21 protein-coding genes are annotated in these 23,597 nt (G+C 64.4%); 14 read left to right on the top strand and 7 right to left on the bottom strand.

Annotated elements, in window-relative coordinates; genetic code table 11:
- Positions 1 to 32 precede the first annotated feature (32 nt).
- The 5 genes from AB7245_RS44235 to AB7245_RS44215 all read left to right on the top strand — a co-directional run bounded on the left by AB7245_RS44235 (position 33) and on the right by AB7245_RS44215 (position 5,431).
- On the top strand, positions 33 to 926 hold the full coding sequence (locus tag AB7245_RS44235; RefSeq protein WP_085404053.1) for a dioxygenase family protein: 894 nt from the start codon (positions 33 to 35) through the stop codon (positions 924 to 926).
- A gap of 119 nt (positions 927 to 1,045) precedes the next feature.
- Entirely contained in the window at positions 1,046 to 1,747 is a 702-nt protein-coding gene (pcaH, locus tag AB7245_RS44230; RefSeq protein ID WP_071909017.1) for a protocatechuate 3,4-dioxygenase subunit beta, read from the top strand.
- Positions 1,748 to 2,338 (top strand): protocatechuate 3,4-dioxygenase subunit alpha, encoded by a 591-nt coding sequence (gene pcaG, locus AB7245_RS44225; RefSeq protein ID WP_085404052.1) that lies wholly within the window; start codon positions 1,748 to 1,750, stop codon positions 2,336 to 2,338.
- Positions 2,339 to 2,602: 264 nt separating this feature from the next.
- Complete coding sequence (locus AB7245_RS44220) at positions 2,603 to 4,294, top strand: methyl-accepting chemotaxis protein (protein WP_135215600.1); 1,692 nt, start codon at positions 2,603 to 2,605, stop codon at positions 4,292 to 4,294.
- 48 nt (positions 4,295 to 4,342) lie between these two features.
- On the top strand, positions 4,343 to 5,431 hold the full coding sequence (locus tag AB7245_RS44215) for a phosphotransferase (protein ID WP_085404050.1): 1,089 nt from the start codon (positions 4,343 to 4,345) through the stop codon (positions 5,429 to 5,431).
- Positions 5,432 to 5,562: 131 nt separating this feature from the next.
- On the opposite strand, the gene AB7245_RS44210 is transcribed toward AB7245_RS44215, so the two are convergent.
- The 3 genes from AB7245_RS44210 to AB7245_RS44200 are packed head-to-tail and all read right to left on the bottom strand — an operon-like array spanning position 5,563 to position 8,774.
- Positions 5,563 to 7,119, bottom strand: a complete 1,557-nt coding sequence (locus AB7245_RS44210) for an MDR family MFS transporter (protein WP_085404049.1) — start codon at positions 7,117 to 7,119, stop codon at positions 5,563 to 5,565.
- 4 nt (positions 7,120 to 7,123) lie between these two features.
- Positions 7,124 to 8,299 carry an HlyD family secretion protein gene (locus AB7245_RS44205; RefSeq protein ID WP_085404048.1) on the bottom strand — a complete coding sequence of 392 codons (1,176 nt, stop codon included), beginning with the start codon at positions 8,297 to 8,299 and terminating at the stop codon, positions 7,124 to 7,126.
- Positions 8,292 to 8,774, bottom strand: coding sequence for a MarR family winged helix-turn-helix transcriptional regulator (locus AB7245_RS44200; protein ID WP_014491125.1), 483 nt, complete (start codon positions 8,772 to 8,774; stop codon positions 8,292 to 8,294). Before AB7245_RS44200 ends, AB7245_RS44205 begins: the two co-directional genes overlap by 8 nt.
- A 155-nt stretch (positions 8,775 to 8,929) precedes the next feature.
- On the opposite strand from AB7245_RS44200, the gene AB7245_RS44195 reads away from it, so the two are divergent.
- The 7 genes from AB7245_RS44195 (at position 8,930) to AB7245_RS44165 (ending at position 17,198) form a co-directional block, all read left to right on the top strand.
- A complete protein-coding gene (locus AB7245_RS44195; protein ID WP_038943833.1) occupies positions 8,930 to 9,424 on the top strand; it encodes a Fur family transcriptional regulator in 495 nt (164 codons plus the stop codon).
- A gap of 34 nt (positions 9,425 to 9,458) precedes the next feature.
- Complete coding sequence (locus AB7245_RS44190) at positions 9,459 to 10,412, top strand: DMT family transporter (protein ID WP_085404047.1); 954 nt, start codon at positions 9,459 to 9,461, stop codon at positions 10,410 to 10,412.
- A 12-nt stretch (positions 10,413 to 10,424) separates the two neighbouring features.
- Positions 10,425 to 11,708 (top strand): flavodoxin-dependent (E)-4-hydroxy-3-methylbut-2-enyl-diphosphate synthase, encoded by a 1,284-nt coding sequence (ispG, locus tag AB7245_RS44185; RefSeq protein ID WP_085404046.1) that lies wholly within the window; start codon positions 10,425 to 10,427, stop codon positions 11,706 to 11,708.
- Between the two features lie 193 nt (positions 11,709 to 11,901).
- Complete coding sequence (locus tag AB7245_RS44180; protein ID WP_085404045.1) at positions 11,902 to 12,798, top strand: TauD/TfdA dioxygenase family protein; 897 nt, start codon at positions 11,902 to 11,904, stop codon at positions 12,796 to 12,798.
- A gap of 137 nt (positions 12,799 to 12,935) precedes the next feature.
- The gene (locus AB7245_RS44175) at positions 12,936 to 15,566 is read left to right on the top strand and encodes an SUMF1/EgtB/PvdO family nonheme iron enzyme (protein WP_085404044.1); all 2,631 of its coding nucleotides are present in this window, start codon (positions 12,936 to 12,938) and stop codon (positions 15,564 to 15,566) included.
- An 81-nt stretch (positions 15,567 to 15,647) separates the two neighbouring features.
- Positions 15,648 to 16,079 carry a hypothetical protein gene (locus AB7245_RS44170; protein ID WP_063980026.1) on the top strand — a complete coding sequence of 144 codons (432 nt, stop codon included), beginning with the start codon at positions 15,648 to 15,650 and terminating at the stop codon, positions 16,077 to 16,079.
- A gap of 303 nt (positions 16,080 to 16,382) precedes the next feature.
- On the top strand, positions 16,383 to 17,198 hold the full coding sequence (locus tag AB7245_RS44165; protein WP_354077347.1) for an N-acetylmuramoyl-L-alanine amidase: 816 nt from the start codon (positions 16,383 to 16,385) through the stop codon (positions 17,196 to 17,198).
- Positions 17,199 to 17,294: 96 nt separating this feature from the next.
- On the opposite strand, the gene AB7245_RS44160 is transcribed toward AB7245_RS44165, so the two are convergent.
- The 3 genes from AB7245_RS44160 to AB7245_RS44150 form a co-directional block, all read right to left on the bottom strand.
- Positions 17,295 to 18,905, bottom strand: a complete 1,611-nt coding sequence (locus tag AB7245_RS44160) for a Na+/H+ antiporter (RefSeq protein WP_094184376.1) — start codon at positions 18,903 to 18,905, stop codon at positions 17,295 to 17,297.
- A 46-nt stretch (positions 18,906 to 18,951) separates the two neighbouring features.
- Positions 18,952 to 19,821, bottom strand: coding sequence for a class A beta-lactamase (gene bla, locus AB7245_RS44155; protein WP_085404042.1), 870 nt, complete (start codon positions 19,819 to 19,821; stop codon positions 18,952 to 18,954).
- Positions 19,822 to 19,970: 149 nt separating this feature from the next.
- A complete protein-coding gene (locus tag AB7245_RS44150) occupies positions 19,971 to 20,345 on the bottom strand; it encodes a nuclear transport factor 2 family protein (RefSeq protein WP_007598116.1) in 375 nt (124 codons plus the stop codon).
- A gap of 94 nt (positions 20,346 to 20,439) precedes the next feature.
- On the opposite strand from AB7245_RS44150, the gene AB7245_RS44145 reads away from it, so the two are divergent.
- Positions 20,440 to 20,868: a GFA family protein gene (locus tag AB7245_RS44145; protein WP_085404041.1), complete on the top strand. Its 429-nt coding sequence runs from the start codon at positions 20,440 to 20,442 to the stop codon at positions 20,866 to 20,868.
- Between the two features lie 172 nt (positions 20,869 to 21,040).
- On the top strand, positions 21,041 to 22,849 hold the full coding sequence (locus tag AB7245_RS44140) for a caspase family protein (protein ID WP_085404040.1): 1,809 nt from the start codon (positions 21,041 to 21,043) through the stop codon (positions 22,847 to 22,849).
- A 45-nt stretch (positions 22,850 to 22,894) separates the two neighbouring features.
- Here AB7245_RS44140 and AB7245_RS44135 read toward each other — a convergent pair whose 3' ends face one another.
- Positions 22,895 to 23,581: a DUF1345 domain-containing protein gene (locus AB7245_RS44135; protein ID WP_063980020.1), complete on the bottom strand. Its 687-nt coding sequence runs from the start codon at positions 23,579 to 23,581 to the stop codon at positions 22,895 to 22,897.
- Between the last annotated feature and the right edge of the window lie 16 nt (positions 23,582 to 23,597).

Raw genomic sequence — 23,597 nt, 5'->3', positions numbered from 1 at the left:
AAACGGGGAGAGGGCCTTTCGAGGGCCGTGTCATGATCATCGAGCGCGAGCAGGATGTCACGGCCGCCGCACTGGCGGTTATGGAGCGGACGTCCGACCCGCGGATGCGGCAGATCATGGTCTCGCTGGTCAAGCATCTTCACGGCTTCGTCCGCGACGTGCGCCTGACCGAGAAGGAATTCCGCGACGCCACCGCTGTTATCGCCGAACTCGGCAAGCTGACCACCGACACGCACAACGAAGTCGTGCTGATGGCGGGCTCGCTCGGCGTCTCGCCGCTGGTGTGCCTGCTCAACAACGGCGATCAGGGCAATACCGAAACCGATCAGTCGCTGCTCGGCCCGTTCTGGCGGTTGAACTCGCCGCGGGTCGAGAATGGCGGCTCGATCGTCCGCTCGGAAACGCCCGGCGCGCCGCTGTTCGTCAGCGGCCGCGTCGTCGACAGGGACGGCCGTCCCGTCACGGGTGCGGAGGTCGATGTCTGGCACGCCTCGCCGGTCGGTCTCTACGAGAACCAGGACCCCGATCAGGCCGACATGAACCTGCGCGGCAAGTTCACGACCGACCAGGACGGACGCTTCGCCTTCCGCTCGGTGATGATGGTCGGCTACCCCATCCCGACCGACGGCGTGGTCGGCCGCCTCCTGGAGGCGCAGAGCCGGCATCCCTATCGTCCCGCGCATCTGCACGCGCTGATCTTCAAGCCCGGATTCAAGGTGCTGATCTCGCAGGTCTACGACCCCGCCGACCCCCATATCGACAGCGACGTGCAGTTCGGGGTGACGCAGGCACTGATCGGCAAGTTCCAGCGCCACGACACGCCGCATCCGACCGCACGAGACGTCCCGACCCCCTGGTATTCGCTCGACCACACCTACCGGCTGGAGGCCGGTGAGGCCGTGTTACCGCGTCCGCCGATCAAATAGCGTGGCCCTGCCGGGCGCAGGACGCCCGCCAAACCCGCTTCCCTAGATTAGTTATGTTCTATAATGATCGGGGGGAGCGTTGACCGGCTGGAGCAAAATGGCCGGGGAGGAGTTCGCCAATGACATTCATCTATCCCGTCGACAGCAACAAGGCGCATCCGCTGCCGCTGTCGCCCGAATACAAGAGCTCGATCAAGCGCGCGCCGAACAAGCCCTTGATCCCGATGCGCCACACGCTGTCGGAATTGACCGGCCCGGTCTACGGCCACGAGACCGTGCGCGAGGGCGATGCCGATCTCACCACCCAGCATACCGGCGAGCCGATCGGCGAGCGCATCATCGTGCACGGCCATGTGCGCGACGAGGACGGCCGCGGCGTGCCGAACTCGCTGGTCGAGATCTGGCAGGCCAATTCCTGCGGCCGCTACGTCCATGTCCGCGACCAGCATCCGGCGCCGCTCGATCCGAACTTCACCGGCGCGGGCCGCACCGTGAGCGATGCCGCCGGCTACTACCGTTTCGTCACCATCAAGCCTGGCGCCTATCCCTGGGGCAATCACCACAACGCCTGGCGTCCCGCGCATATCCATCTGTCGGTGTTCGGCCATTCCTTCGTAACGCGCCTCGTGACGCAGATGTATTTCCCTGCTGACCCGCTGTTCCCGTTCGACCCGATCTTCAATTCGGTGCCGGACGAGAAGGCGCGGGCGCGGATGGTGTCGTCTTTCGACCTCGAGAACACGCAGCCCGAATGGGCGCTGTGCTACCGCTTTGACATCGTGCTGCGCGGCAAGAACGCCACGCCAATGGAGAACACTTAAGTGCAGGACAACGGTATTACCCCATCGCAGACCGTCGGTCCGTTCTTCAAATACGGCCTGACACCGACCGGCGAATACGCCTGGAACGACGCGTTCACCAACTCGACGCTGACGCCCGACGTCACCGGCGACCGCGTCCGCATCGAAGGCCGCGTGTTCGACGGCGACGGCGTCGTCGTGCCCGACGTCATGCTGGAGATCTGGCAGGCGGATGCGAAGGGCCGCTTCGCCGACCCCCAGGACAAGCGCGCGCTGCCCAATGCCAGCTTCCGCGGCTTTGCCCGCTGCGGCACCGACAAGGACGGCAATTATTCCTTCGACACCGTCAAGCCGGGCGCGGTGCCCGATCCCGACGGAAAGCCACAGGCGCCGCACATCGTCCTTGCGGTGTTCGGTCGCGGCATGCTGCGGCATCTCTACACCCGTATCTATTTCAGCGACGAGGCCGGCAATGTCGCCGATCCCGTGCTGGGACTGGTGCCGGCCGATCGCCGCGCGACGCTGATCGCGACGCGCGAGGCGGGGAAGGCGGTCTATCGGCTCGACCTGCGGCTTCAGGGCGACGACGAGACGGTGTTCTTCGACATGTGAGGCAGCAACGCGTGGCGGCGATATCGACAGCCGCCACGCGTTTCTCATCCAGCGCAACTGAGCTGGTTGCTGCGTTTCATCGGGCCTGAGACGTTTCTGTTCGTGCCCCGAGTCGGTCTCGCTGACGCAAAAACGACCGACTGACGTCCTCTTTTCGTAATTTTCCGGTGCCCGCGGGATACAATTTCCGCGCGAAGCAATCCCGTGTTTACCGCAGTTGTTTAGGGTCCGTTCGGATTTCGACCTGCGCCATTGGATTGTTTCATGAAAATTCGTCTCTCGCTTTCTTCTGCAGTCATTGCATTCGGGATCGTGCTCGCCATCGGCTTTACTGCCGTCGTCTCGACCAGCCTTTACGCCCTGCGCGAGCTCAAGGTCGGCGGTCCGCTTTACTCCGACATCAAGCTCGGCAACGACCTCATCGCGGACATCCTGCCGCCGCCCGAATATGTGATCGAAGCCTATCTCGAGGCCACGCTCGCCATGCGTGAGCCGGACCAGCTGTCGGCCCATGGCGAACGCCTGGTCCAGCTCCGCAAGGATTACGATGAGCGCAAGGCATTCTGGACCACCTCCAACCTCTCCACCGATCTGAAGACGGCGTTGGTGTCGAAATCCGACGCCGAGGTGCAGAAGTTCTGGAAGCTTCTGTCCGACCAGCTCCTGCCAGCCCTCAAAGCCAAGGACGTGGCCGGCGCCGAACGCGCCTATGCGCAGCTCAAGGACGCCTACACCGCGCACCGCGCCGTCATCGACAGCATCGTCGAGAGCGCCAACAAGCAGAATGCCGACATGGAGAAGCTGGCCGCCGAGCGCGACAGCTCGATCCTCTACATTCTCCTCGGCGTCTCCGCAGCCGTCCTGGCCTTCATTGCCGCAGGCCTGCTCGGCGTCGCGCTTGGCGTGGTACGCCCGATCGTGCGCATGACGGACACGATGCAGAAGCTCGCGACCGGCGATCTCGCCGCCGACATCCCCTTCGCGCACCGCCAGGACGAGGTCGGCTCGATGGCGGGTGCGCTCCAGGTGTTCAAGCAGGGGGCGATCGAGAATTCGCGCCTGCGCGAGGAGCAGTTGCGGAAGGAGCAGGAGGCCGCGACGGCCAAGCGCGGTGCCCTGCACCAGATGGCCGAGACCGTCGAGCGCGAGACCGGCCGCTCGGTCGATTCCGCGAGCGTGGCGAGCCAGGGTGTCGAACGGGCCGCCTCCAGCCTGTCCGAGATCGCCCGGTCGCTGTCTGCGGAGTCGCAGGCGGTGGCCTCGGCGTCCACCCAGGCGCTGGGCAGCTCGCAGACGGTCTCGGCCGCGGCCGAAGAACTGAGCGCCTCGATCCGGGACATCGCAACGCAGGTGGCGCGGACCAGCACGGTCACGAAATCGGCGGTCGCGGGCCGCGAGCAGGCGCGTTCGACCATCCAGGCGCTGGCGGGCGCGGTGAAGAAGATTGCGGAGGTCTCCGACCTCATTGGCGGCATCGCCGGCCAGACCAACCTCCTGGCGCTCAATGCCACGATCGAGGCCGCGCGGGCCGGCGAGGCCGGCCGCGGCTTTGCGGTGGTTGCGGCCGAAGTGAAATCGCTGTCCGACCAGACCGCCAAATCCACCGAAGAGATCGGGCGCCTGATCGCCGAGGTGCAGGCCTCGACCCAGGCCGCGGTCGATGCGGTCGAGACGATGGGAGGCCACATCGTCGAGATCGACGGCGTGGCGACCTCGGTCGCGGCGGCGATGGAGGAGCAGGACTCCGCAACGCGGGAGATCGCGCGGTCGATTTCCGAATCGGCATCCGCTGCGAAGGAGGTCTCGGCCAAGATCGCCAATGTCAGCCGCGACGCCGCCTCGGTGGACGAGCGCGCCACGGAGGTGAGGCAGGCGATTGCGGGCATGGCGGCCAATCTGGAATCGCTGCGGTCGGTCGTCGTCCGGACCGTGCGCGACTCGACCGCCGCGGCTTGAGCCGGGCGCCGGGTCTGCAACTGGTGTGTGGGGTCGTGATCGCGCAGTATGGCGCGGGACAGGGGCATCGTGGTCATGACACCTCCACAACTGCCGGCGGTCGTTGAGCCCGCCCAACTGACGGCTGCGCTGCGCAGGGGTGGCGTGCTGGACGCTGGCGCGGTGCGCGAGGTGAAGGTGCTGCATCAGCGTGACACCGTCGTGTCACACATCGTCCGCCTCGGCCTGCGCTATGTCGGGGAATCCGCCGGTGCGCCGCAATCACTGATCCTGAAGACCGCCAATTCCGCGTTTGCGCAGACGCTCGCCAATGCCGGCCGGCACGAGGTGGCGTACTACACGCAGCCTGCGCCGAAGATGCCGCTGGGATTGGTGCCGCGCTGCTTCGACGCGCATTTCGACGAAGAAAGCCTCGCCTGGCACCTGCTGCTCGAGGATCTCACCGACAGCCACGAGGTCGCAACGCAATGGCCGCTGCCGCCGTCACGCGAGCAGGCGATCGCGATCGTCACGACGCTGGCGCGCTGGCATGCGGCCTGGTGGGACCATCCCGATCTCGGCGAGACCGTCGGCAGCTGGGCGAGCACCGAAGACAGCACGCAGCACATGGAGGCGTTTGCAGGTCATTACGACCGCTTTGCCGATTTGCTCGGTGACCGCCTCAGCGAGGAGCGACGCCTCATCTACCGTCGCCTCATCGATCAGTCGGCCCGGCTATCCGAGCGCTATCATTCGCGCCGTCATCTCAGCATCACCCATGGTGATGCCCATAGCTGGAATTTCCTGCTGCCCCGCACCGGTGTCGCCGATACCGCGCGCATCTTCGACTTCGACCTGTGGGGCATCGACGTCCCGACCAACGATCTCGCCTACATGATGGCGATGCAATGGTACCCGGAGCGACGGCAGGCGCTCGAACGCTCGCTGCTCAATTTCTATCATGACACGCTGATCGAAAGCGGCATCACGGGCTACACGCGAGGTGCGCTCGATCGCGACTACCGTTGGTCCGTGCTCTGGCACATCACCAAGCCGGTCTGGCAGTGGAGCATCAACATCCCGCCGGTGATCTGGTGGAACAATCTGGAGCGGGTGATGATGGCGGTCGAGGATTTGGGCTGCGAGGAGTTACTGTAGTAACTCGTGCCGCCTGCTCGCTGTCGTCGCCCGGCTTGACCGGGCGACCCAGTATTCCAGAGACGTTTGTGGGCTTCGGAGAAGCCGCGGCGTACTGGATGCCCCGCCTTCGCGGGGCATGACGCCAGTGGCTACTCCATCACCGCATGTTCCGGCCCCGCGGCCTGCTTGCGCAGCGTGGCCTTGGTCGAGCCGATCAGCAAGGCGAGCGGGATGGTGCAGAGGATGAAGATCATCACCAGCATATAGTCGTGTGCGAAGGCGATGATCTGCGCCTGCACGCTGACCATCCTGTCGGCCATGGCGCGGCCGGCGTCGGTGGAGAGATTGATCATGCCGCTGACGCTGGGCATCTGGAGCGCGTGGTTGAACGGGTTGATGTACTCGGACAGGATCGCGTAGGTCCTCCGCGTTCCCTGCGTCAGTTCGGCGATGACGACGGAGATGCCGACCGAGCTCGCGACGTTGCGCATCAGGGTCAGCATCGCGGTGCCGTCAGTACGCAGCTCGTTCGACAGGGTCAGGAATGCCACCGTCGAGAGCGGCACGAAGACGAGGCCGAAGCCAAAGCCCTGGATGACACTGACGGTGACGATCTCCGGCACCTGGGTCAGGTCGGTCCACCCGGTCATCTGGAACAGCGAGCCCGCGGTCAGCGTCAGGCCGGTGATGATCAGTGTGCGTGCCTCGAAATAACGCATCATGCGGCCAACCAGCATCATGGCGAAGAAGGTGCCGAAGCCGCGGCTCGCCAGCAGCAGGCCGGCGGTGATGATGGGATAGCCGATCACGTTCTGCATGTAGGGCGAGGCCAGCGCCATGGTCGAGAACAGCACGAGCCCCATCACGACCATGAACATGCAGCCGGTGACGAAGTTGCGATCCTTGAACAGCGCGAAGCGGATGAACGGCGACGACGTCGTGAAGGAGTGCGCGAGGAAGAAGTAGAAGGCGACGGCCGAGACGATGAACTCTGCGATGATCTCATTGGATTCGAGCCAGCCCAATTGCTCGCCCCTGTCCAGCGCGAGTTGAAGCGAGCCGATCGCGACCGCCAGCGCGGCGAAACCGAACCAGTCGAATTTGAGGCTGATATCCTTCCGGGTCTCGTCCATGAAGACGATCAGGCCGAGCACGGTGATGGCGCCGAACGGCAGGTTGACGAAGAACACCCAGTGCCAGGAATAGGTCTCGGTCAGCCAGGCGCCGAGCGAGGGGCCCATGATCGGGCCCATCATCACGCCCATGCCCCAGATCGACATCGCCTTGGCGCGTTCCTGGAGCGTGTAATAATCGAGCATGACTGATTGCGACAGCGGCACCAGGGCCGCGCCGAACACGCCTTGCAGCAGACGGAACAGCACCATCTGGTTGATGTCCTGCGCCAAGCCGCACAGCACGGATGCGAAGGTGAAGCCGGCGGCGCAGATGATGAAGATGCGCTTGCGGCCGAAGCGGTTGGCGATCCAGCCGACCGGCGCCGTCATGATCGCGGCGGCGACGATGTAGGACGTCAAGACCCAGTTGATCTGGTCCTGCGAGGCCGACAGTGAGCCCTGCATGTAGGGCAAGGCGACGTTGGCGATGGTGGTGTCCAGCGCCTGCATGATGGTCGCGGTCATGGCGCAGATCGTCACCATGTTCCTGCGCAGGCCGGGGACCATCAGGCTGGCATTGGGGCCGGACATCGGATCAGTCCTTGTCCTGGTCTTTGTCCTGGTTCGCCGTCGCCGACAATCCGAACAGGCCGGCGAGCGAGCGCTTGTGGCCGGTGTCGATGGTGGCGTAGACGCTCATGCCGGCCTTCAGCTTCCGCACGTATTTGTCGGTCTCGTCGAAATAGATCCGGATCGGCACGCGCTGTACCACCTTGACGAAATTGCCGGTGGCGTTCTGCGGCGGTAGGATCGCGAATTGCGCGCCGGTGCCGGGCGAGAGCGAACCGATCTTGCCCTTGAAGACGTGGTTCGGGAACGCGTCGACCTCGAGGGTCACAGGCTGTCCCTCGGTGACGTGGGTGAGGTCGCTCTCCTTCGGATTGGCGTCGACCCAGGGGTGGGCGACGTCGATGATGGAGAACACCGGCGTGCCGGCGGTGACGTAGCGGCCGAGCTGAATCTGCTCGACCTGCGTCGCAACGCCGCCCATCGATGCCCGCACCACGGCGTGGTCGAGATTGCGCTCGGCATTGTCGAGCTTGGACTTGGCCTGCGCGTAAGGCGGGAATTTCTCCAGCGGCAGGTCGGTGTCGCCGAGCAGCTGCGTCTTGGCCGCCGAGATCTGCTGCTTGACGTATTGCGCGATCGAACCTGATGTGACCAGCGCGTTCGCGGAGTTGTCGAGGTCGAGTTGCGAGCCGTAGCTGTTCTTCACCAGCGCCTGCTTGCGCTCGACGTCGCGCTGCTTCAGGTCGACGCCCTGTTGCGCAAGGTTAAGCATGTCGCCGTAGATCTTGATGTTGGCGCGGAGGTTGTCATAGGTCGACTGCGCCTGCATCAGCTGCGCCCTGGCCTCGTCCACCGCGAGGCGGAACGGCACGGGATCGATCTCGAACAGCTCGTCGCCTTGCTTGACGATCTGGCCTTCCCTCACGACGACCTTCTGGATCTTGCCGGAGATGTCGGGCGTCACCAGGACCTTCTGCGCGCCGACATAGGCATCGTCCGTGCCGACGTAGCGGCCGCCGTTCAGATAGAAGGTGAGGCCGCCGACGGCGACGACGAGCGGCAGCACGACCAGGAGCAGGAAGCGGCGATAGCGGCGCAGGCCCGCCACCAGGCGGCGGCGCGGATCGGTGCCGGCTTTCTTGGTGGGCTTGCCGCTGTCGCTCTTCTGCTCGGGCTGGAACTTGAGGACCTGATCAGCCATAGCGCTGCTCCTTACGCGCTTGTTCCGCGCCGGATGTCTGGATCGCGTTACGCACGTTTTCCTTGATGGATTCGAGTTGGGTGAGGAGACGGTGGGCGTCCGCCGGGCTGATGCCGTCGAGTGCGTTCGCCGTGAGTTCCGATTTCAGGCCGCTCATCTTGCCGAGCAGCGCACGGCCGGCCTTCTTGAGATAGAGGCGCTTGACGCGGCGGTCCGAGGCGTCGCTGCGGCGCTCGATCCAGTCGCTGTCGCAGAGCTTGTCGATCAGGCGCGTCAGCGTGATCGGCTGCATCTCCAGCAACTCGGCGAGTTCCGACTGCTTCATGCCCTCGCTGCGCTCGACCTTGGCCAGGACCGCCCATTGCGCGCGGGTGATGCCGAAGCGCGATGCCTCCTTGTCGGCATAGACCCGCAAGAGGCGGTAGAGTTCACCGAGCGTGAACAGGAAGTTCTGGTCGACGGACCCGCGGGTCATAAGGTTATCTCCAATGAGCTTGACTATAATAAGCAAGCTTATGATTATTTCGTGGCGGATTAGCGGGACGCTGTCCCGCAGCAAGAGCATGGCTGGCAGGCGCATTCCCGGTCGCGCTTTGGGTTCCACGGCCGAAATGCTAGAAGGCAGGCCACATGACCCTCGCAAAGCCGGCATTTCCGACGCCCGACCACGATCACGGCCGCTGCACCGCGGACGCGCTGGCGCACGCCGAGACGGTTTGCGAGGCTCGCGCGCAGAAATTCACGCCGATCCGCCGCCAGGTGCTGGGGGCGCTGCTCTCCAGCCACCGGCCGCTCGGCGCCTATGAGATCATCGACGAATTGGCAAAGTCGATGCCGCGGCCGGCGCCGATCACGGTCTACCGTGCGCTCGATTTCCTGATGGCCAACGGCCTCGTGCACCGCATCGAAAGCCGCAACGCCTACCTCGCCTGCGCCGCCCACGACCACGACGCGACCTCGGCGGTGGCGTTCCTGATCTGCGAGCGCTGCGGCCTGGTCGGCGAGATCCCGTCGGCGTCCTTCGCCAAGGACCTCAATGCCGCGGCGCGCAGCTCAGGCTTCGCACCAAAACTGTCCGTGGTGGAGATTACGGGCGTCTGCGCCCATTGTCAGAAAGCTGCATAAAGCAACAACGGCGCAAGCCGGTATTCGGGAAGAAATGTCCGCACCACAAGCCATACCGTCCGCCGGTCGCCCCCTCAGTGCCGGCGCCATCGCCCTGATGCTCATGCTGTGCCTGACCTGGGGCTTCAATCAGATCGCAGTGAAGCTGGTGCTGCCGGAGGTGCCGGCGATGCTCCAGGCGATGATCCGTTCGATGGGTGCGCTGCCGGTGCTGTTCATCGTCGGCAGTTTGCGCGGCGTCAAATTCTTCGAGCGCGACGGCACGTGGAAGGCCGGCCTGGTCGCCGGGCTGATGTTCGGCGTCGAGTTCGTGCTGATTTTCCAGGGCCTGCGCCTGACCTCGGCCTCGCGCGCGGTGGTGTTCCTCTACACGGCGCCGTTCTTCGTCGCGCTCGGGTCCTACCAGGTGCTCGGCGAGCGGCTCGGCGGCACCCAATGGCTGGGGCTGGCTGTGAGCTTTGCCGGAGTTGCGCTCGCGATCGGCGTGCCGCAGCCCAATGTGGATTCGCACATCCTGCTCGGCGACCTCCTGATCGTGGCCGGCGCAGGGCTTTGGGCGGCGACCACGCTGGTCGCCAAGGGCACCCGGCTGCGCTTCGCGGCGCCGGAAAAAGCACTCGGCTATCAGGTCGCGACCTCGATCCCGATCCTGGGCACCGCCGCCTGGCTGTTTGGGGAGACCATCACCCAGACCCCGTCGCCGCTGTCGCTCGGCCTGATGGCCTTCCAGGCGATCTGGGTGGTTGGAACCACGTTCACGCTTTGGTTCGCGCTGGTCAAGACCTATTCGGCCAGCAAATTGTCGGCTTTTACCTTCATCACCCCTTTGTTTGGCGTGGTGGGTAGCTATTTCATCATGCACGACACCTTGAGCCTGACATTCGGGGCCGCTGCGATCCTTGTAATTGCTGGGCTTTTTCTGGTTAACCGTCCCAGCTCAACGGCTGCGGCGCCGCGCGATGCATTGCTCAACGTCACCAAAACCTGATATTTGGACCCCATGAACAAGCTCGAAAACCCCATTGATTCCGACATTGCGGGCCCGGCGCCCCGGCACCGGACCACCCAGGTCAAGGTCGGCGACGTCGCCGTTGGCGGCGGTGCGCCGATCGTCGTGCAGTCGATGACCAACACCGACACCGCCGACATCGACGGCACCATCGCCCAGGTCGCAGCGCTTGCGCGCGCCGGCTCCGAAATGGTCCGCATCACCGTGGACCGCGAGGAGGCCGCTGCTGCCGTTCCGCATATCCGCGACGGCCTGGCCAAGCGTGGCATCACCACGCCGCTGATCGGCGACTTCCACTATATCGGCCACAAGCTGCTCGCGGCCTATCCGGCCTGCGCCGAGGCGCTCGCGAAATATCGCATCAATCCCGGCAATGTCGGCTTCAAGGACAAGCGCGACACCCAGTTCGCCGACATCATCGAGATCGCGAACAAGAACGGCAAGCCGGTCCGCATCGGCGCCAATTGGGGTTCGCTCGACCAAGAGCTGCTGACCAAGCTGATGGACGAGAACGCCGCGTCCGCCAATCCGCGCGACGTGCGCGCGGTGACGCGCGAGGCCATGGTGCAGTCGGCGCTGCTCTCGGCCGCACGCGCCGAAGAACTCGGCATGCCCAAGAACCGCATCATCCTGTCGGCCAAGGTTTCGGCCGTGCAGGATCTGATCGCGGTCTATCAGGATCTCGCGGCGCGTTCCGATTACGCCATCCATCTCGGTCTCACCGAGGCCGGCATGGGCACCAAGGGCATCGTGGCCTCGTCGGCCGCGCTCGGCATCCTGCTTCAGCAGGGCATCGGCGACACCATCCGCATCTCGCTGACGCCGGAGCCCGGCGGCGACCGCACCCGCGAAGTGCAGGTCGGCCAGGAATTGCTGCAGACCATGGGCTTCCGCACCTTCGTGCCGCTGGTTGCGGCGTGCCCCGGCTGCGGCCGCACCACATCGACCACGTTCCAGGAGCTGGCGAGCTCGATCCAGGCGTTCATCCGCGACGAGATGCCGGGCTGGAAGACGAAATATCCGGGCGTCGAAGAGCTCAACGTCGCGGTGATGGGCTGCATCGTCAACGGCCCCGGCGAATCCAAGCACGCCAATATCGGCATCTCGCTGCCGGGCACCGGCGAAGCGCCGGCCGCGCCCGTCTTCGTCGATGGCAAGAAATTCCGCACGCTGCGCGGCCCGACCATCTCCGCCGACTTCAAGGCGCTGGTGATCGACTACATCGACCAGCGCTACGGCCAGGGCGCCAAGGTGCCGGTGACCGCGGCGGAGTAAGCGTCTCCCAAACATTGGAATCGTAGGGCGGGTTTGCCAAAAGCAACCCGCCTTATTTTTTGCGCGACCGTAGCCTGGATGGAGCGCAGCGAAATCCGGGGCATTGCCCACCGTGGAACGACCCGTTCCCGGATTGCGCTTCGCTCCATCCGGGCTACGATGTCTTCCAATCAAAATGATCGGGAGACATGCCATGAGCTCACTCGCCGGCAAGCAGGGCCCGCGCTACCGCCACACGGCCGAAGACGGCGCGGCTTACGAGACCATCGCGGTCGAAAAGCTCACCCCCATCATCGGCGCGGAAATATCCGGCGTCGACCTCGGCAGCCTCGTCGATGGCGATGCCCGCTCCAACCGACAGATGGACGAGATCCACCGCGCGCTCGCCGAAAACCTCGTCATCTTCTTCCGCGATCAAAACATCACGCCAAAACAGCATCTCGCGTTCGGCCGCAAGTTCGGCGAGCTGCATTTCCATCCCGCCGCGCCGCACGAGGACGAGGATCCCGCGCTGATGAAGATCTACGCCGACAAGAACTCGCCGCGGGCGAACGGCGAGGGCTGGCATTCGGACGTGTCCTGCGATCTCGAGCCGCCGATGGGCTCGATCCTCTACATCAAGCAGTGCCCGCCGCGCGGCGGCGACACGCTGTTCGCCAACATGTACGCGGCCTATGAGGCGCTGTCGGATCGGATGAAGGCCTATCTCGACGGGCTGACCGCGCTGCATGACGGCGAGCCGATCTATCGCGGGCTTTACGCCAATTACGGCGTCGCCGATCGTCCGTCCTATCCGAGCGCCGAGCATCCGGTGGTGCGCACGCATCCGGTGACGGGCAGGAAGGCGCTCTACGTCAACCGCGGCTTCACCCATCACATCAACGGCATCCCGCGCGACGAGAGCGATGCGATGCTGGCCTATCTCTACCAGCACGCCGAGAACCCGCTGTTCCAGTGCCGCTTCCGCTGGACCGGGAATGCCATCGCGTTCTGGGACAACCGCTGCACCCAGCACCGCGCGATGTGGGACTACTGGCCGCATACGCGTTCAGGCACGCGCGTGACGGTGAAGGGGGAAAGGCCGGTCTAAGTCGCCGCCGTCGCCAATCGCTCAGTGACCTGAATCACGGACTTGGTATTGCCCCCGTCGAATGATGTGGGCTCGTGGTGCTGCTTGCAGGGGCTACAACCAGCGATATACTCGCAAAGGGCGATTTGGGGGGAATTATGCGCTGGGTGGCGGCTACCATTCTTGCGCTCGTTTTTTACGGGTTCGCGGGTCAGGCGCTGGCCGAGAAGCGCGTCGCTCTGGTGATTGGCAATTCGTCGTACCGGAATGTCCCGAGCCTTCCGAATCCCCGGAATGACGCCGCCGAGATTGCCTCCCTGTTCAGATCTGCAGGATTTTCCGCGGTCGATGCCCGCCGTGATCTTGGGATTTCAGACATGCGGCGCGCGATCAGCGATTTCGCCGAGATGGCAAGCGATGCCGACGTGGCCGTCGTCTATTTCGCCGGCCATGGCATCGAGGTCGATGGTGCAAACTACGTCATCCCCGTCGACGCGAAGTTGTCCCGCGATTTCGACATCGAGGATGAGGCTATTTCCCTCGATCGCATTCTGAAATCGATCGAGCCCACCAAGCGGCTTCGCCTCGTCATCCTGGATGCGTGCCGGGACAACCCGTTCTTGAAGACCATGAAGCGAACCATAGCGTCCCGATCGATCGGTCGCGGGTTGGCGAAGGTCGAGCCCGCGATATCCGATACGCTGATTGCCTTCGCGGCCAAGGCCGGATCGGTTGCGCTGGACGGCGATGCCAAAAACAGTCCCTTCACGGCCGCGCTGCTGCACAACATCGCCGCTCCCGGCTTGGACTTGAGGATTGCGCTCGGCCGAGTTCGCGACGAAGTGCTGAAGGTCACCAATCGTCACCAGGAGCCGTTCGTCTATGGATCATTGGGCGGCTCTGTCATCTCGATCGTCGATGCACCGAAACTGCCGCCACCGCCAACGACGGATGACATCGTCTGGAACGCCGTGAAGGATTCGACCTATCCGGCCGTGTTCGAGGAGTTCATCGCGAAGTTTCCGACGACGCCACATCTGAAGGCGGCCCAATCACGGCGTGATGAGCTCAAGCAGGCGCAAGCTGCGGCTGCCGCGCGCATACCCCCGCCGCCGACCGCCGACGAAATCGTCTGGACGGCGATCAGGGATTCGAACTATCCCGCGATCTTCGATGATTTCGTCAGCAAGTTTCCCACCAGCAAGCATCGAGCCGAGGCGCAATCGCGTGCCGACGAGCTGCAAAAGCAGATCGCCGCCGCTGCCGCCCGCGTTCCACCGCCTCCGACCGCCGACGAGGTCGTCTGGGATGCCATCAAAGGCTCGACGTATCCGGCAATCTTCGATGATTTCGCCAGCAAGTTTCCGGCAAGCCCGCATCTGGCGGACGCCCAGAGGCGCAGGGATGAGCTGAAAAAGCAGATTGCCGCCACGCAAGCTCCGCCACCTCCAGCCGCCGAGGACATCGTCTGGGCCGCGATCAAGGGATCGCGCGATCCCGCGATCTTCGATGAGTTCGTGAGTAAATATACGGCGAGCCCGCACATCGCGGACGCGCGACAGCGCGGGAATGATCTGAGGAAGGAGATCGCGGCCGCTCAAGCGCCGCCACCTCCGCCTGCAGATGAGATCGTCTGGAACGCGATCAAGGAGTCGCACGATCCCGCGATCTTCGAGGAGTATTCCGCAAAATATTCCAGCAGTTCGCACGTCTCTGCCGCGCTGTCGCGTCGTGACGAGCTGTGGAAGGAACGCGCGGCGGCAGCTGCACCGCCGCCGGCCCCGCCCGCGACCGATGAGATCGTCTGGAATGCGATCAAGGATGGGCGCTCGCCGGCGATGTTCGAAGAGTTTCTGAGCAAATTTCCCGAAAGCGCGCGCTCCGCAGAGGCGCGCGAACGGTTCAAGGCGTTACAGGCGGTGCAGGTGGCCTCCACCAACGCCACGCTTCCGGCTCCAGACACGACCCCGCAGCGCGAAGGACTGACTGCGATTGGCATCAAGGTGTTGTCCGATTCGGAAGAGGCGGCTCTGAAGCAGAAGGCCAGCTTCAAGGAATGTGAAAAGTGTCCGGAGATGGTTGTGGTCCCGCCGGGCGCGTTCATGATGGGGACGTCGGAGAGTGCATCGAAACGCACCGCGGAATCGTCTCGCCACAAGGTGACGTTCGCCCATTCATTCGCGGTTGGCCGTTACGCTGTCACGTTTGCGGAATGGGACGCCTGCGTCGCCGATGGGGGATGCAATGGGTACAAGCCCTGGGACAACGGTTGGGGCCGCGGGAGACGACCGGCGATCAACATTTCCTGGTCGGATGCCAAGAGCTATGCAGCCTGGTTGTCGGCCCGCACCGGCAAGACGTACCGCCTCCTGAGCGAAGCCGAGCGGGAATATGTGACGCGCGCGGGAACGACGTCATCGTTCTGGTGGGGAGTCTCCGTGTCTCGGGGCCAGGCCAACTACGATGACAGGGCCAGCCAGGACAAGAATGCAAAGGGTGCCTCCGGGCAAAAGACGGCTCCTGTCGATTCCTTCCAGCCGAATCCGTGGGGCCTCTATCAGGTGCACGGCAATATTTGGGAATGGGTCGAGGATTGCGTCAACGACACTTATGAGGGCGTGCCTGTGGACGGGAGTCCTTGGCTGAAAGGCCGATGCGAGCAGCGTGTCCTCAGGGGAGGCTCCTGGGTCAGCAAGGCGGATGCAGTCGAAGCGGGGAGCCGTTACGGCGTGCAGTCCGAAGGACGCGTGAGCAACGTTGGATTTCGAGTCGCGAGAACCTTGAGATAGCCGGGCACGAGTGCATCGGCCTCGCCAGCCGGAACAATCCCATACAATAACTCTAAGATTTTTTCATTGGAGACTTATGAAATGACAACCTACCCGGTACGCCTACCGTCGGCCCTCTTGATCAAAATCACCGCGGGGCTCGTCCTGTTCTTCGGAATCCTCTGTGGCGCACATGCGGGCGGGGGGAACACGTCGCTCGTCGTGAAATCGGGCGAGGCAAAGGAAATCTGCAAATGCGGCGGACACTGGCGCGTCGACAGCAGTGGCAAGGTCTGGCCCGTCAGCATTGAAGTCGTGACTCCGCCGAAGAGCGGTGCCGTGACGACGCGAGCGAGCACCGGGCAACGCAAATTGAGAAGCGGAGAGGCCAAGACCGTGCGGCTGACCAGCGTGGTGTACCAATCCAAGAAGGGTTATGTCGGTGAAGACTCCTTCACGTATCGGCGCGTGACGGCGGACCCTACCGACCCGGATAATGGCAAGGTATACACAGTCGCCGTCACCGTCAGGTAATTGCGATGGGGGCGGATAGGAGCCCTAAGATCTGCCCCCTTCGGCCTGCCATAAAGGCGGCGATTACGCTGCGCCAACCCACTTCACGAAGCCGTGCTTGCGTTGACGTCTTCCCGCGTCCGCGCCAATCTTCCCGAAAATCAAATCGGGAGGATCCGCCATGCTCCGCGCCGAGGACAACAAGTTCCTGACCGAGTCCGGCTCGGGGACGGGAATGGGCGAGTTGTTGCGATCGTCGTGCAGCGCTTCGGCGACGTCGCCGACTTCGTCGGCAGGCCGAGGATCGCGGCAGCGGAGTAGGACTTGTCGTTAGGGCGGGGCATCGTCGCAATTCTCCTCGTGTCGCTGGTCGCACTGTTGCTTCCGTCGATCGACGCGGGCCGTGCTGCCCCGGCCCGGAAGGTTGCGAAAGCCAGACCTAAGCCTGCGCCCGCACCAGCCAAATGTGAGATGCCGAAATTCCGGATCGTCGTCGACGTCGGGCACACCCCGGACTCCTACGGCGCGTTGAGCGCGCGCAATGATCCGGAATTCGGCTTCAACTTCCGGCTCGCAAGGCTGGTCACGGCAAAACTCAAATCCGAAGGCTTTACCGCAACCCGGCTGCTCGTCACGGACGGCAAGGCGCGGCCGAGCCTGTTCAAGCGCGTCAGTGCCGCGAATGACGGCCGGGCCGATCTCGTGCTATCGATCCATCACGATTCGGTGCCGGATAAGCTGCTCGAGACCTGGGAATTCGACGGCGCAAAGAGCTATTTCAGCGACCGCTTCTCGGGTCACTCGCTGTTCGTGTCCGAGCGCAATCCGCACTTCACCAGCAGCCTGAAGCTGGCCCGGATGATCGGCAGACAGTTGAAGGAGCAGGGGCTGCACTACGCCAGCCAATACACCCTGCCGGTGATGGGCCGCTACCGGCGCCAGCTGCTCGACAAGGATGTCGGCGTCTACCGCTATGACGGGCTCGTCGTGCTGTCACGGACGCGGAGTGCCGCCGTGCTGCTCGAAGCCGGCTCGATCATCAACCGCGACGAGGAGATGGAGATGAATTCGTCGGAGCGGCAGGAGATGATTGCGGGCGCCGTTGCGGCGGGGGTCGGGGAATTTTGCGAGAGGCGATAGTTGGTGCTGCCGTCATTGCGAGCGAAGCGAAGCAATCCAGAGTCTTTCCACGGCAGCAGTCCGGATTGCTTCGCTTCGCTCGCAATGACGAAAAGACTACAACGGCACCCCCCGATACTCCCTGTTCGCCAGGCTTGCCTCTTCCAGGTCCAGGTCGCGCTCGATCCGGCGCCGCGTCTCGTCGGTGATCTGACCGTCGCGCAGGAGGTCGTGGATGAACTTTCGCTCGGCGACGATCAGGTCGCGGGTCAGGGCGGTGCCGGCGGCGGAGACGTCGTGATGGTTGGGGTCGAGGGAATCCGGAAGCTGGTTGACACGAATCTCGTGACGCGCGCGCAGGAGCCGCATCACCTCGTCCGACACATCCTTTTCCTCGGTCATTGCGTCGAGCGACTTCAGCGCCGCCTCGAGCGCCTGGCGGCGTGCCGCGATCTCGGCCTCGTGCTCGGCGACATGCTCGTTGCGGCCGGCCTCGGCGACACCGAGCCAGCGCACCACCGGCGGAAGCGTCAGGCCGACGCCGATCAGCGTCACGAAGATGACTCCGAAGGCGACGAACAGGATCAGGTCGCGATACGGGAAGGCCTCGCCGCCCGGCAACGTGAACGGCAGCGCCAGCGCGGCCGCCAGCGACACCGCGCCGCGCACGCCGGTGAAGGCGAGCACGAACGGCCATTGCCATGGCGGCGATGGGTCGCGCTTGCGCAGGCTCTTGCTCAATATCCGCGGCAGATAGATCGCAGGATACAGCCAGACGAAGCGTGCGATGACGATGACCGCCAGGACCACCGCGGTCGCGATCATGATATCGTCGAGCGGAAACGCCTTCGACTTCTCGTAGAGTGCCCGCATCTGGAAGCCGGTGAGCAGGAACAGCAGGCCCTCGATCAGGTAGATGATGAGATCCCAGAAGAAGATGCCTTGCAGGCGCGTTGACGCCGAGATCAGCAGCGGGCCGTTCCAGCTCACATAGAGGCCGCAGGCCACGGTCGCGATCACGCCGGAGCCGCCGAGATGCTCGGGCAGCCAGTAGGACACGTAGGGCGTGATCAGCGACAGCGTCAGCTCGACCTGCGGATCCCTGGACCATTTGCGGAAGCGAAGGGAGAGCCAGCCAATGCCGATGCCAAAGGCGATCTCGCTGGCGACGATGAGGACAAACTCGCCGGCCGCCAGCGGCAGTGAGAAATGGCCGACCATGATGGCCGCAAGCGCGAAGCGGTAGAGGATCAGCGCGGTCGCGTCGTTCGCGAGTCCCTCGCCCTCGAGGATGACCAGGAGCCGGCGCGGTATGTTCAGACGGCGCGCGATCGCGAGCGGCGCCACCACGTCCGGCGGAGCGACGATGGCGCCCAGCAGGAATCCGATGGTCCAGGGCAGGCCGATCACATAATGCGTGGCCGCAGCCACCAGCGCCGCGGTGAAGATCACCGCGCCGACAGCGAGCAGCACGATCGGCCGCAGATTGTTCCTGAACTCGCGCCAGCTCATCGCGACGCTCGCCGAGTAGATCAGCGGCGGCAACACCATCAGCAGCACCAGTTCCGGCGGCAGTTCCACCGGCGGCATGCCCGGCACGAAGGCGAGGCCGACGCCGGACAGCATCAGGAGAATGGCGGGTGCGATGTTGAAGCGGCGGGCGACCAGCGCGGTGCCGGCCAGCACCGTGAGCAGGATGAGAAAGGTCTGAAATTTCGCTGCGATCATGGCCTGTCTTGGCCCGGAAGCGGCCAAAAGGTCAATGCGTCGCGGCTCACGCCAGCCGTTCGGCCACCATGCGTCCGACGCGCGCGAACACGGCTTCGATCTGCGCGGCGTTGGGCCTGCCGCCCTGGGTATAGGCCGCGATCAGGATTGGTACATCCGCCTTGTTGTCGAGCTTGGGCCAGACGACCGCGATATCGCCCGACGCATCCTTGCCGTTGTTGCCGGTCTTGTCGCCGATCTTCCAGCCTGCCGGCAGGCCGCCGCGCAGCCGGTTGGCGCCGGTCTTGCAGCCCACCATCCATTCGGTGAGCTGGGTCCGCGAGGCCGGCGACAGTGCTTCGCCCACCACCAGCCGCTTCAGGTTGCCGGCCATCGCCGCCGGCGTCGTGGTGTCCCGGGGATCGCCGGGCGGTGAGCGGTTGAGCTCGGGCTCGTTGTGGTCGAGCCGCGAGGTGGTGTCGCCGAGCGATCGCCAGAAGGCCGTGAGCGCGGCGGGGCCGCCGATCCGCGCCAAGAGCAGGTTGGCGCAGGTGTTGTCGCTGAGCTCGACGATCGCCTTGCACATGTCGGTGACCGACATCGCGCCGGCGGCGAGATTTTGTTTGGCGACCGGCGCGTAGTCGAGCAGGTCGGCCTTGCCGTAGGGGATCATGGCCGCAAGCTGCTCCTCGCCGCGATCGGCCCGCGCCAGCACGCAGGCCGCGAGCGAAGCCTTGAATGTCGAGCACATGACGAAGCGCTCGTCGGCGCGCCATGCGAGCTTCGCGCCAGTCGCGAGGTTCTCGGCATAGACCCCGATCCGCCCGCCGCTCTCGCGCTCGTAGGATTCGAGCTCCGGCGGTGCGTCTACGGCGAGCGCGGGGGAGGCGGCCATCCAGCACAGCGAGGCAAACAGGGTACGGCGGTCGAGAGGCATAGGGGACTTTCAGACATCGTCATTGCGAGCGCAGCGAAGCAATCCAGAATCTTTCCGCGGAGACAGACTGGATTGCTTCGCTTCGCTCGCAATGACGGAAAATCAAAGGCGAGTTCGTCAGAATTCGGGCAGCGGAAGGGTCGTCCCCCTCACTCCCTCAGGTCATACCGGTACGATTTCGACACGATCTGCCAGCCGTCGGCGAGCTTCATCGCCACCAGATAGTCCGTGAAAAAGCGTGGCGGCAGCTGGCACCTGACCTTGATGAAGGCGGTCTTGTCGTCCGAGCGGTCGATGGTGACGATGAAATCCTCGCGCGGCTTGCCTTCGGCCTTGCCGGAAGGGCGCTTGCGGACGCGATCGAGCCAGTCGGGCACGGTCAGCACCTGAAGCTCGCCCTTCTCGACCCAGCGCAAATCGGCGGAGGGATGGAAGATGGCGCCGAGTTTTTCGGCATCGCCCTCGTAAAGTCCGTCGAAATAGGATTGCACGACGGCTTCGACGCTCGAACGGTTCTGGCTCATGGGACATCCCTTTGAATGATGGCTTGGGGCGAACTTAGTCGTACACATCAAAATGCGCTATGGGTGTCTGCGCCAATTGAGCGAGGACGCTGGAATGACCGGATCAGAAAATTCGAACGCTCGTATCCTCACCGGTGAATGCTATTGCCGTGCCGTGCGCTGCGAGGTCGCGGACGCGTTCTCTTACGCACTGAACTGCCATTGCTCGAACTGCCGCCGCACCACCGGCTCCGCCTTCAAGCCGTTCGCCGGGATCGTGCAGGACAAGCTCCGCATCGTCCGTGGCGAGGACCAGCGCCTCATCTATGGCGACGACACAACCCATGACGCGCACTGCGCGCGCTGCGGCTCGCTGCTTTATTCCCGGGTGCGCGAGGGAAAATGGGTCCATGTCGCCATGGGAACCCTGGTTGACGCCCCCTCGATTCGGCCGAGCGCCCACATCTTCGTGGGCTCGAAAGCGCCCTGGCATGAGATCACGGACGAGCTGCCGCAATACCGGGGACACATCGGGGCTGACTGAGCGCATACTTGGCCTGCGCCAGCGAACCGCTATCGCTCTGGCGAGACTAAAGAGTTCCTTGGCAGTTTGCAGGCGTCGTCTTCGTGATCTCCATCACAAATGCGATGGCGGATTCTGCTAAGGCAATCCCCAAAGGGCGACCGAATTGCTCCCGATCTCTGGAAGTTCTGTCATGCGTAGCCTGCTCGGACTTTGTCCGCTTTTCCTGGCTCTCTTGTTCGGCGCTGCGCCCGCTCTCGCCGGAAAGCGCGTGGCGCTGGTCCTTGCCAACTCGTCGTATCAGTACGCGCCGTCGCTCGCGAACCCCGTCAATGACGGTGCAGTGATGGCGAAGACGCTGAAGGACGCCGGCTTCGAAATTGTGGAGTCCCGGCATGATCTGTCCGCGCTGGAGACGCGGCGCGTGCTGCGCGATTTTGCCGATGTGACGCGCGATGCCGACATCGCCGTGATCTACTATGCCGGCCACGGCATCGAGGTCGAGGGCTCGAACTATCTGATCCCTGTTGACGCCAAGCTCGAACGCGACACCGATGTCTACGACCAGGGGCTGTCGCTCGACCGCGTCCTGGTCACGGTCGAGCCCGCCAGGCAGCTTCGCCTGGTGATCCTCGACGCCTGCCGCGATAATCCGTTCGGCAAGACCATGAAGCGCACGGTTGTCTCGCGCGGCATCGGCCGCGGCCTGGCCCAGGTCGAGCCGAACAGCCCCAACACGCTGATCGCGTATTCGGCCAAGGCCGGCTTCACGGCGCAGGACGGCGACGGCGCCAACAGCCCGTTTACGGTCGCGCTGTCGAAGCATCTGACGACGCCGGGCCTCGACGTCCGCCGCGCCTTCGGCTTCGTGCGCGACGACGTGCTCAAATCGACCGGCAACAAGCAGGAGCCGTTCGTGTACGGTTCGCTCGGTGGCGAGGACGTGCCGCTGGTGCCGGTCAAGGTGGTCACGGCCGCTCCGGTGGCGAACCCGCAGGCGGCCGATATCCGCCGCGACTACGAGCTCGCGCTCCAGGTTGGCAACAGGCCGGCCTGGGAGGCATTCCTGGCCCAGCATCCTGACGGCTTCTATGCGAATCTCGCCAAGCTTCAGGTCGAAAAAATCGGTGCCGAGCAGGCCCATGCGGCGGCCACCGAGAAGGCGAAGCAGGCCGAGGCCGAACGCGATCGTCTTGCCGCCCTCGGCGCGCAGAAGGATGCGCAGGCCAAGGCTGCGGCTGATGCGAATGCCGCCGAGCAGGCGCAGCTCGCCGCGCAGAAGGCCAAGGAGCAGGTGCAGCAGCAGGCGGCCGCGGCCGAGCAGCAGCGCGTCAACCTCGCCGCCGTGGCACCAGGTGCTGCACCCGCCAGCACGGCGAGCCCCGCCGGCAGCAGCGTCGCTTCGCTGACGCCGACGACCACGCCGGTCGACCTCAGCCGCTTGGTGCAGACCGAGCTCGGCCGCGTCGGCTGCTTCTCCGGGCAGGCTGATGGCAACTGGAATACGATTTCGCGGCGCTCGCTGTCGCAGTTCAACCGTTACGCCGGCACCAAGCTCGACGTGAAAGTGGCGAGCACCGATGCGCTCGATACCGTCAAGTCAAAGCCGTCGCGCGTCTGCCCGCTGGTCTGCGAGCACGGCTTCAAGGCCGACGGCGACAAGTGCACGAAGATCGTTTGCCGTGAGGGCTATGCGATCAACGACGACAATGCGTGCGAGAAGCAGCGCATCGCCAAGCCTGCGACGGCCAAGCCTGCAACCGCCAAGCGCGACGACGGCGATGAGCGTTCCGCACGGCAGCGCCGTCAGGCCGGTGGCGCGGCGGGCGGCTATGGTGCCGCCGCGGGCATTGCGGCTGCCGCGAGCGCCGGCCGCGCCTCGGGTGGCGGGCAGATTTTCTGCAATGGCGGCAGTTGCCGCCCGGTCAACCGCGGCTGTCATCTCGAATATCGCGGCGGCGGCGGCCCCGGCAACGACGCCAATGCCGAGGTGTGCAACTAGGACCGCGCCATCGACGCCGTCGTCTCGGCACTTGCCGGGATGACGTCAGTTCGAGATCGCGCTTGCCGCGATGTTCACTGTCAGCGCCAGCAGCGCCGTGTTGTAGATGAACGACACGATGCCATGCGCGGTCGCGGTGCGGCGGATGGTCTTGTCGGTGATGCCGACGTCGGAGACCTGCGCGGTCATGCCGATCACGAACGAGAAATAAACGAAGTCCCAATAATCGGCGTGATCTTCCTTATCGCCGCTCGGAAACTGCAATCCGCCCGGCGGGTGCCGGTAATAATCATGGGCGTAATGCAGCGCGAAGGTCGTGTGCACGGCGGCCCATGAGAGCGCGATGGTGGCGATCGCGATGGTCAACTCCCACGCCCCGCGATGCGGGGTGCCGAGCTCAGACATGATCGCTGCGATGCTTGCGAAGGCGCCGATCGCCGTCACCAGCAGGATCACGAAGCGGCCGTCGTCCTGCATTGCGGCACTACGGCGGATGTGCTGCTGGTCGTTGCACAGCATCATCGCGTAGACCAGCACGAGATAAACCGCGATCAACGCATCCCAGCCGAACAGCAGCCGCGTCACCAGCCGGTGCGATCCCGGCAGCAGCAAGCAGACCAGGATGCCGGCAGCGAGCGCGATAAAGGTACGCGGCCGCGCGTAAATCAGCCGCATCGGCCGCGACATCTTGCGGAAGCGGACGAGGACGGGATCGTCTTTGTCGGTGGCCATGATGGCTCCAGCCCTC

The organism is Bradyrhizobium sp. 604_D8_N2_3, assembly GCF_051810765.1.
GTDB lineage: Bacteria > Pseudomonadota > Alphaproteobacteria > Rhizobiales > Xanthobacteraceae > Bradyrhizobium > Bradyrhizobium barranii.
The sequence above is the reverse complement of the archived record's forward strand: the minus strand, read 5'-3'. Positions and strand labels throughout refer to the sequence as shown.

Excerpts from the sequence above, each read along its gene's own strand:
- AB7245_RS44235 (WP_085404053.1), top strand. The coding sequence starts at position 33 with ATGATCATCGAGCGCGAGCAGGATGTCACGGCCGCCGCACTGGCGGTT.
- pcaH (WP_071909017.1), top strand. The coding sequence starts at position 1,046 with ATGACATTCATCTATCCCGTCGACAGCAACAAGGCGCATCCGCTGCCG.
- AB7245_RS44220 (WP_135215600.1), top strand. The coding sequence starts at position 2,603 with ATGAAAATTCGTCTCTCGCTTTCTTCTGCAGTCATTGCATTCGGGATC.
- AB7245_RS44215 (WP_085404050.1), top strand. The coding sequence starts at position 4,343 with ATGGCGCGGGACAGGGGCATCGTGGTCATGACACCTCCACAACTGCCG.
- AB7245_RS44210 (WP_085404049.1), bottom strand. The coding sequence starts at position 7,119 with ATGTCCGGCCCCAATGCCAGCCTGATGGTCCCCGGCCTGCGCAGGAAC.
- AB7245_RS44205 (WP_085404048.1), bottom strand. The coding sequence starts at position 8,299 with ATGGCTGATCAGGTCCTCAAGTTCCAGCCCGAGCAGAAGAGCGACAGC.
- AB7245_RS44200 (WP_014491125.1), bottom strand. The coding sequence starts at position 8,774 with ATGACCCGCGGGTCCGTCGACCAGAACTTCCTGTTCACGCTCGGTGAA.
- AB7245_RS44195 (WP_038943833.1), top strand. The coding sequence starts at position 8,930 with ATGACCCTCGCAAAGCCGGCATTTCCGACGCCCGACCACGATCACGGC.
- AB7245_RS44190 (WP_085404047.1), top strand. The coding sequence starts at position 9,459 with ATGTCCGCACCACAAGCCATACCGTCCGCCGGTCGCCCCCTCAGTGCC.
- ispG (WP_085404046.1), top strand. The coding sequence starts at position 10,425 with ATGAACAAGCTCGAAAACCCCATTGATTCCGACATTGCGGGCCCGGCG.
- AB7245_RS44180 (WP_085404045.1), top strand. The coding sequence starts at position 11,902 with ATGAGCTCACTCGCCGGCAAGCAGGGCCCGCGCTACCGCCACACGGCC.
- AB7245_RS44175 (WP_085404044.1), top strand. The coding sequence starts at position 12,936 with ATGCGCTGGGTGGCGGCTACCATTCTTGCGCTCGTTTTTTACGGGTTC.
- AB7245_RS44170 (WP_063980026.1), top strand. The coding sequence starts at position 15,648 with ATGACAACCTACCCGGTACGCCTACCGTCGGCCCTCTTGATCAAAATC.
- AB7245_RS44160 (WP_094184376.1), bottom strand. The coding sequence starts at position 18,905 with ATGATCGCAGCGAAATTTCAGACCTTTCTCATCCTGCTCACGGTGCTG.
- bla (WP_085404042.1), bottom strand. The coding sequence starts at position 19,821 with ATGCCTCTCGACCGCCGTACCCTGTTTGCCTCGCTGTGCTGGATGGCC.
- AB7245_RS44150 (WP_007598116.1), bottom strand. The coding sequence starts at position 20,345 with ATGAGCCAGAACCGTTCGAGCGTCGAAGCCGTCGTGCAATCCTATTTC.
- AB7245_RS44145 (WP_085404041.1), top strand. The coding sequence starts at position 20,440 with ATGACCGGATCAGAAAATTCGAACGCTCGTATCCTCACCGGTGAATGC.
- AB7245_RS44140 (WP_085404040.1), top strand. The coding sequence starts at position 21,041 with ATGCGTAGCCTGCTCGGACTTTGTCCGCTTTTCCTGGCTCTCTTGTTC.
- AB7245_RS44135 (WP_063980020.1), bottom strand. The coding sequence starts at position 23,581 with ATGGCCACCGACAAAGACGATCCCGTCCTCGTCCGCTTCCGCAAGATG.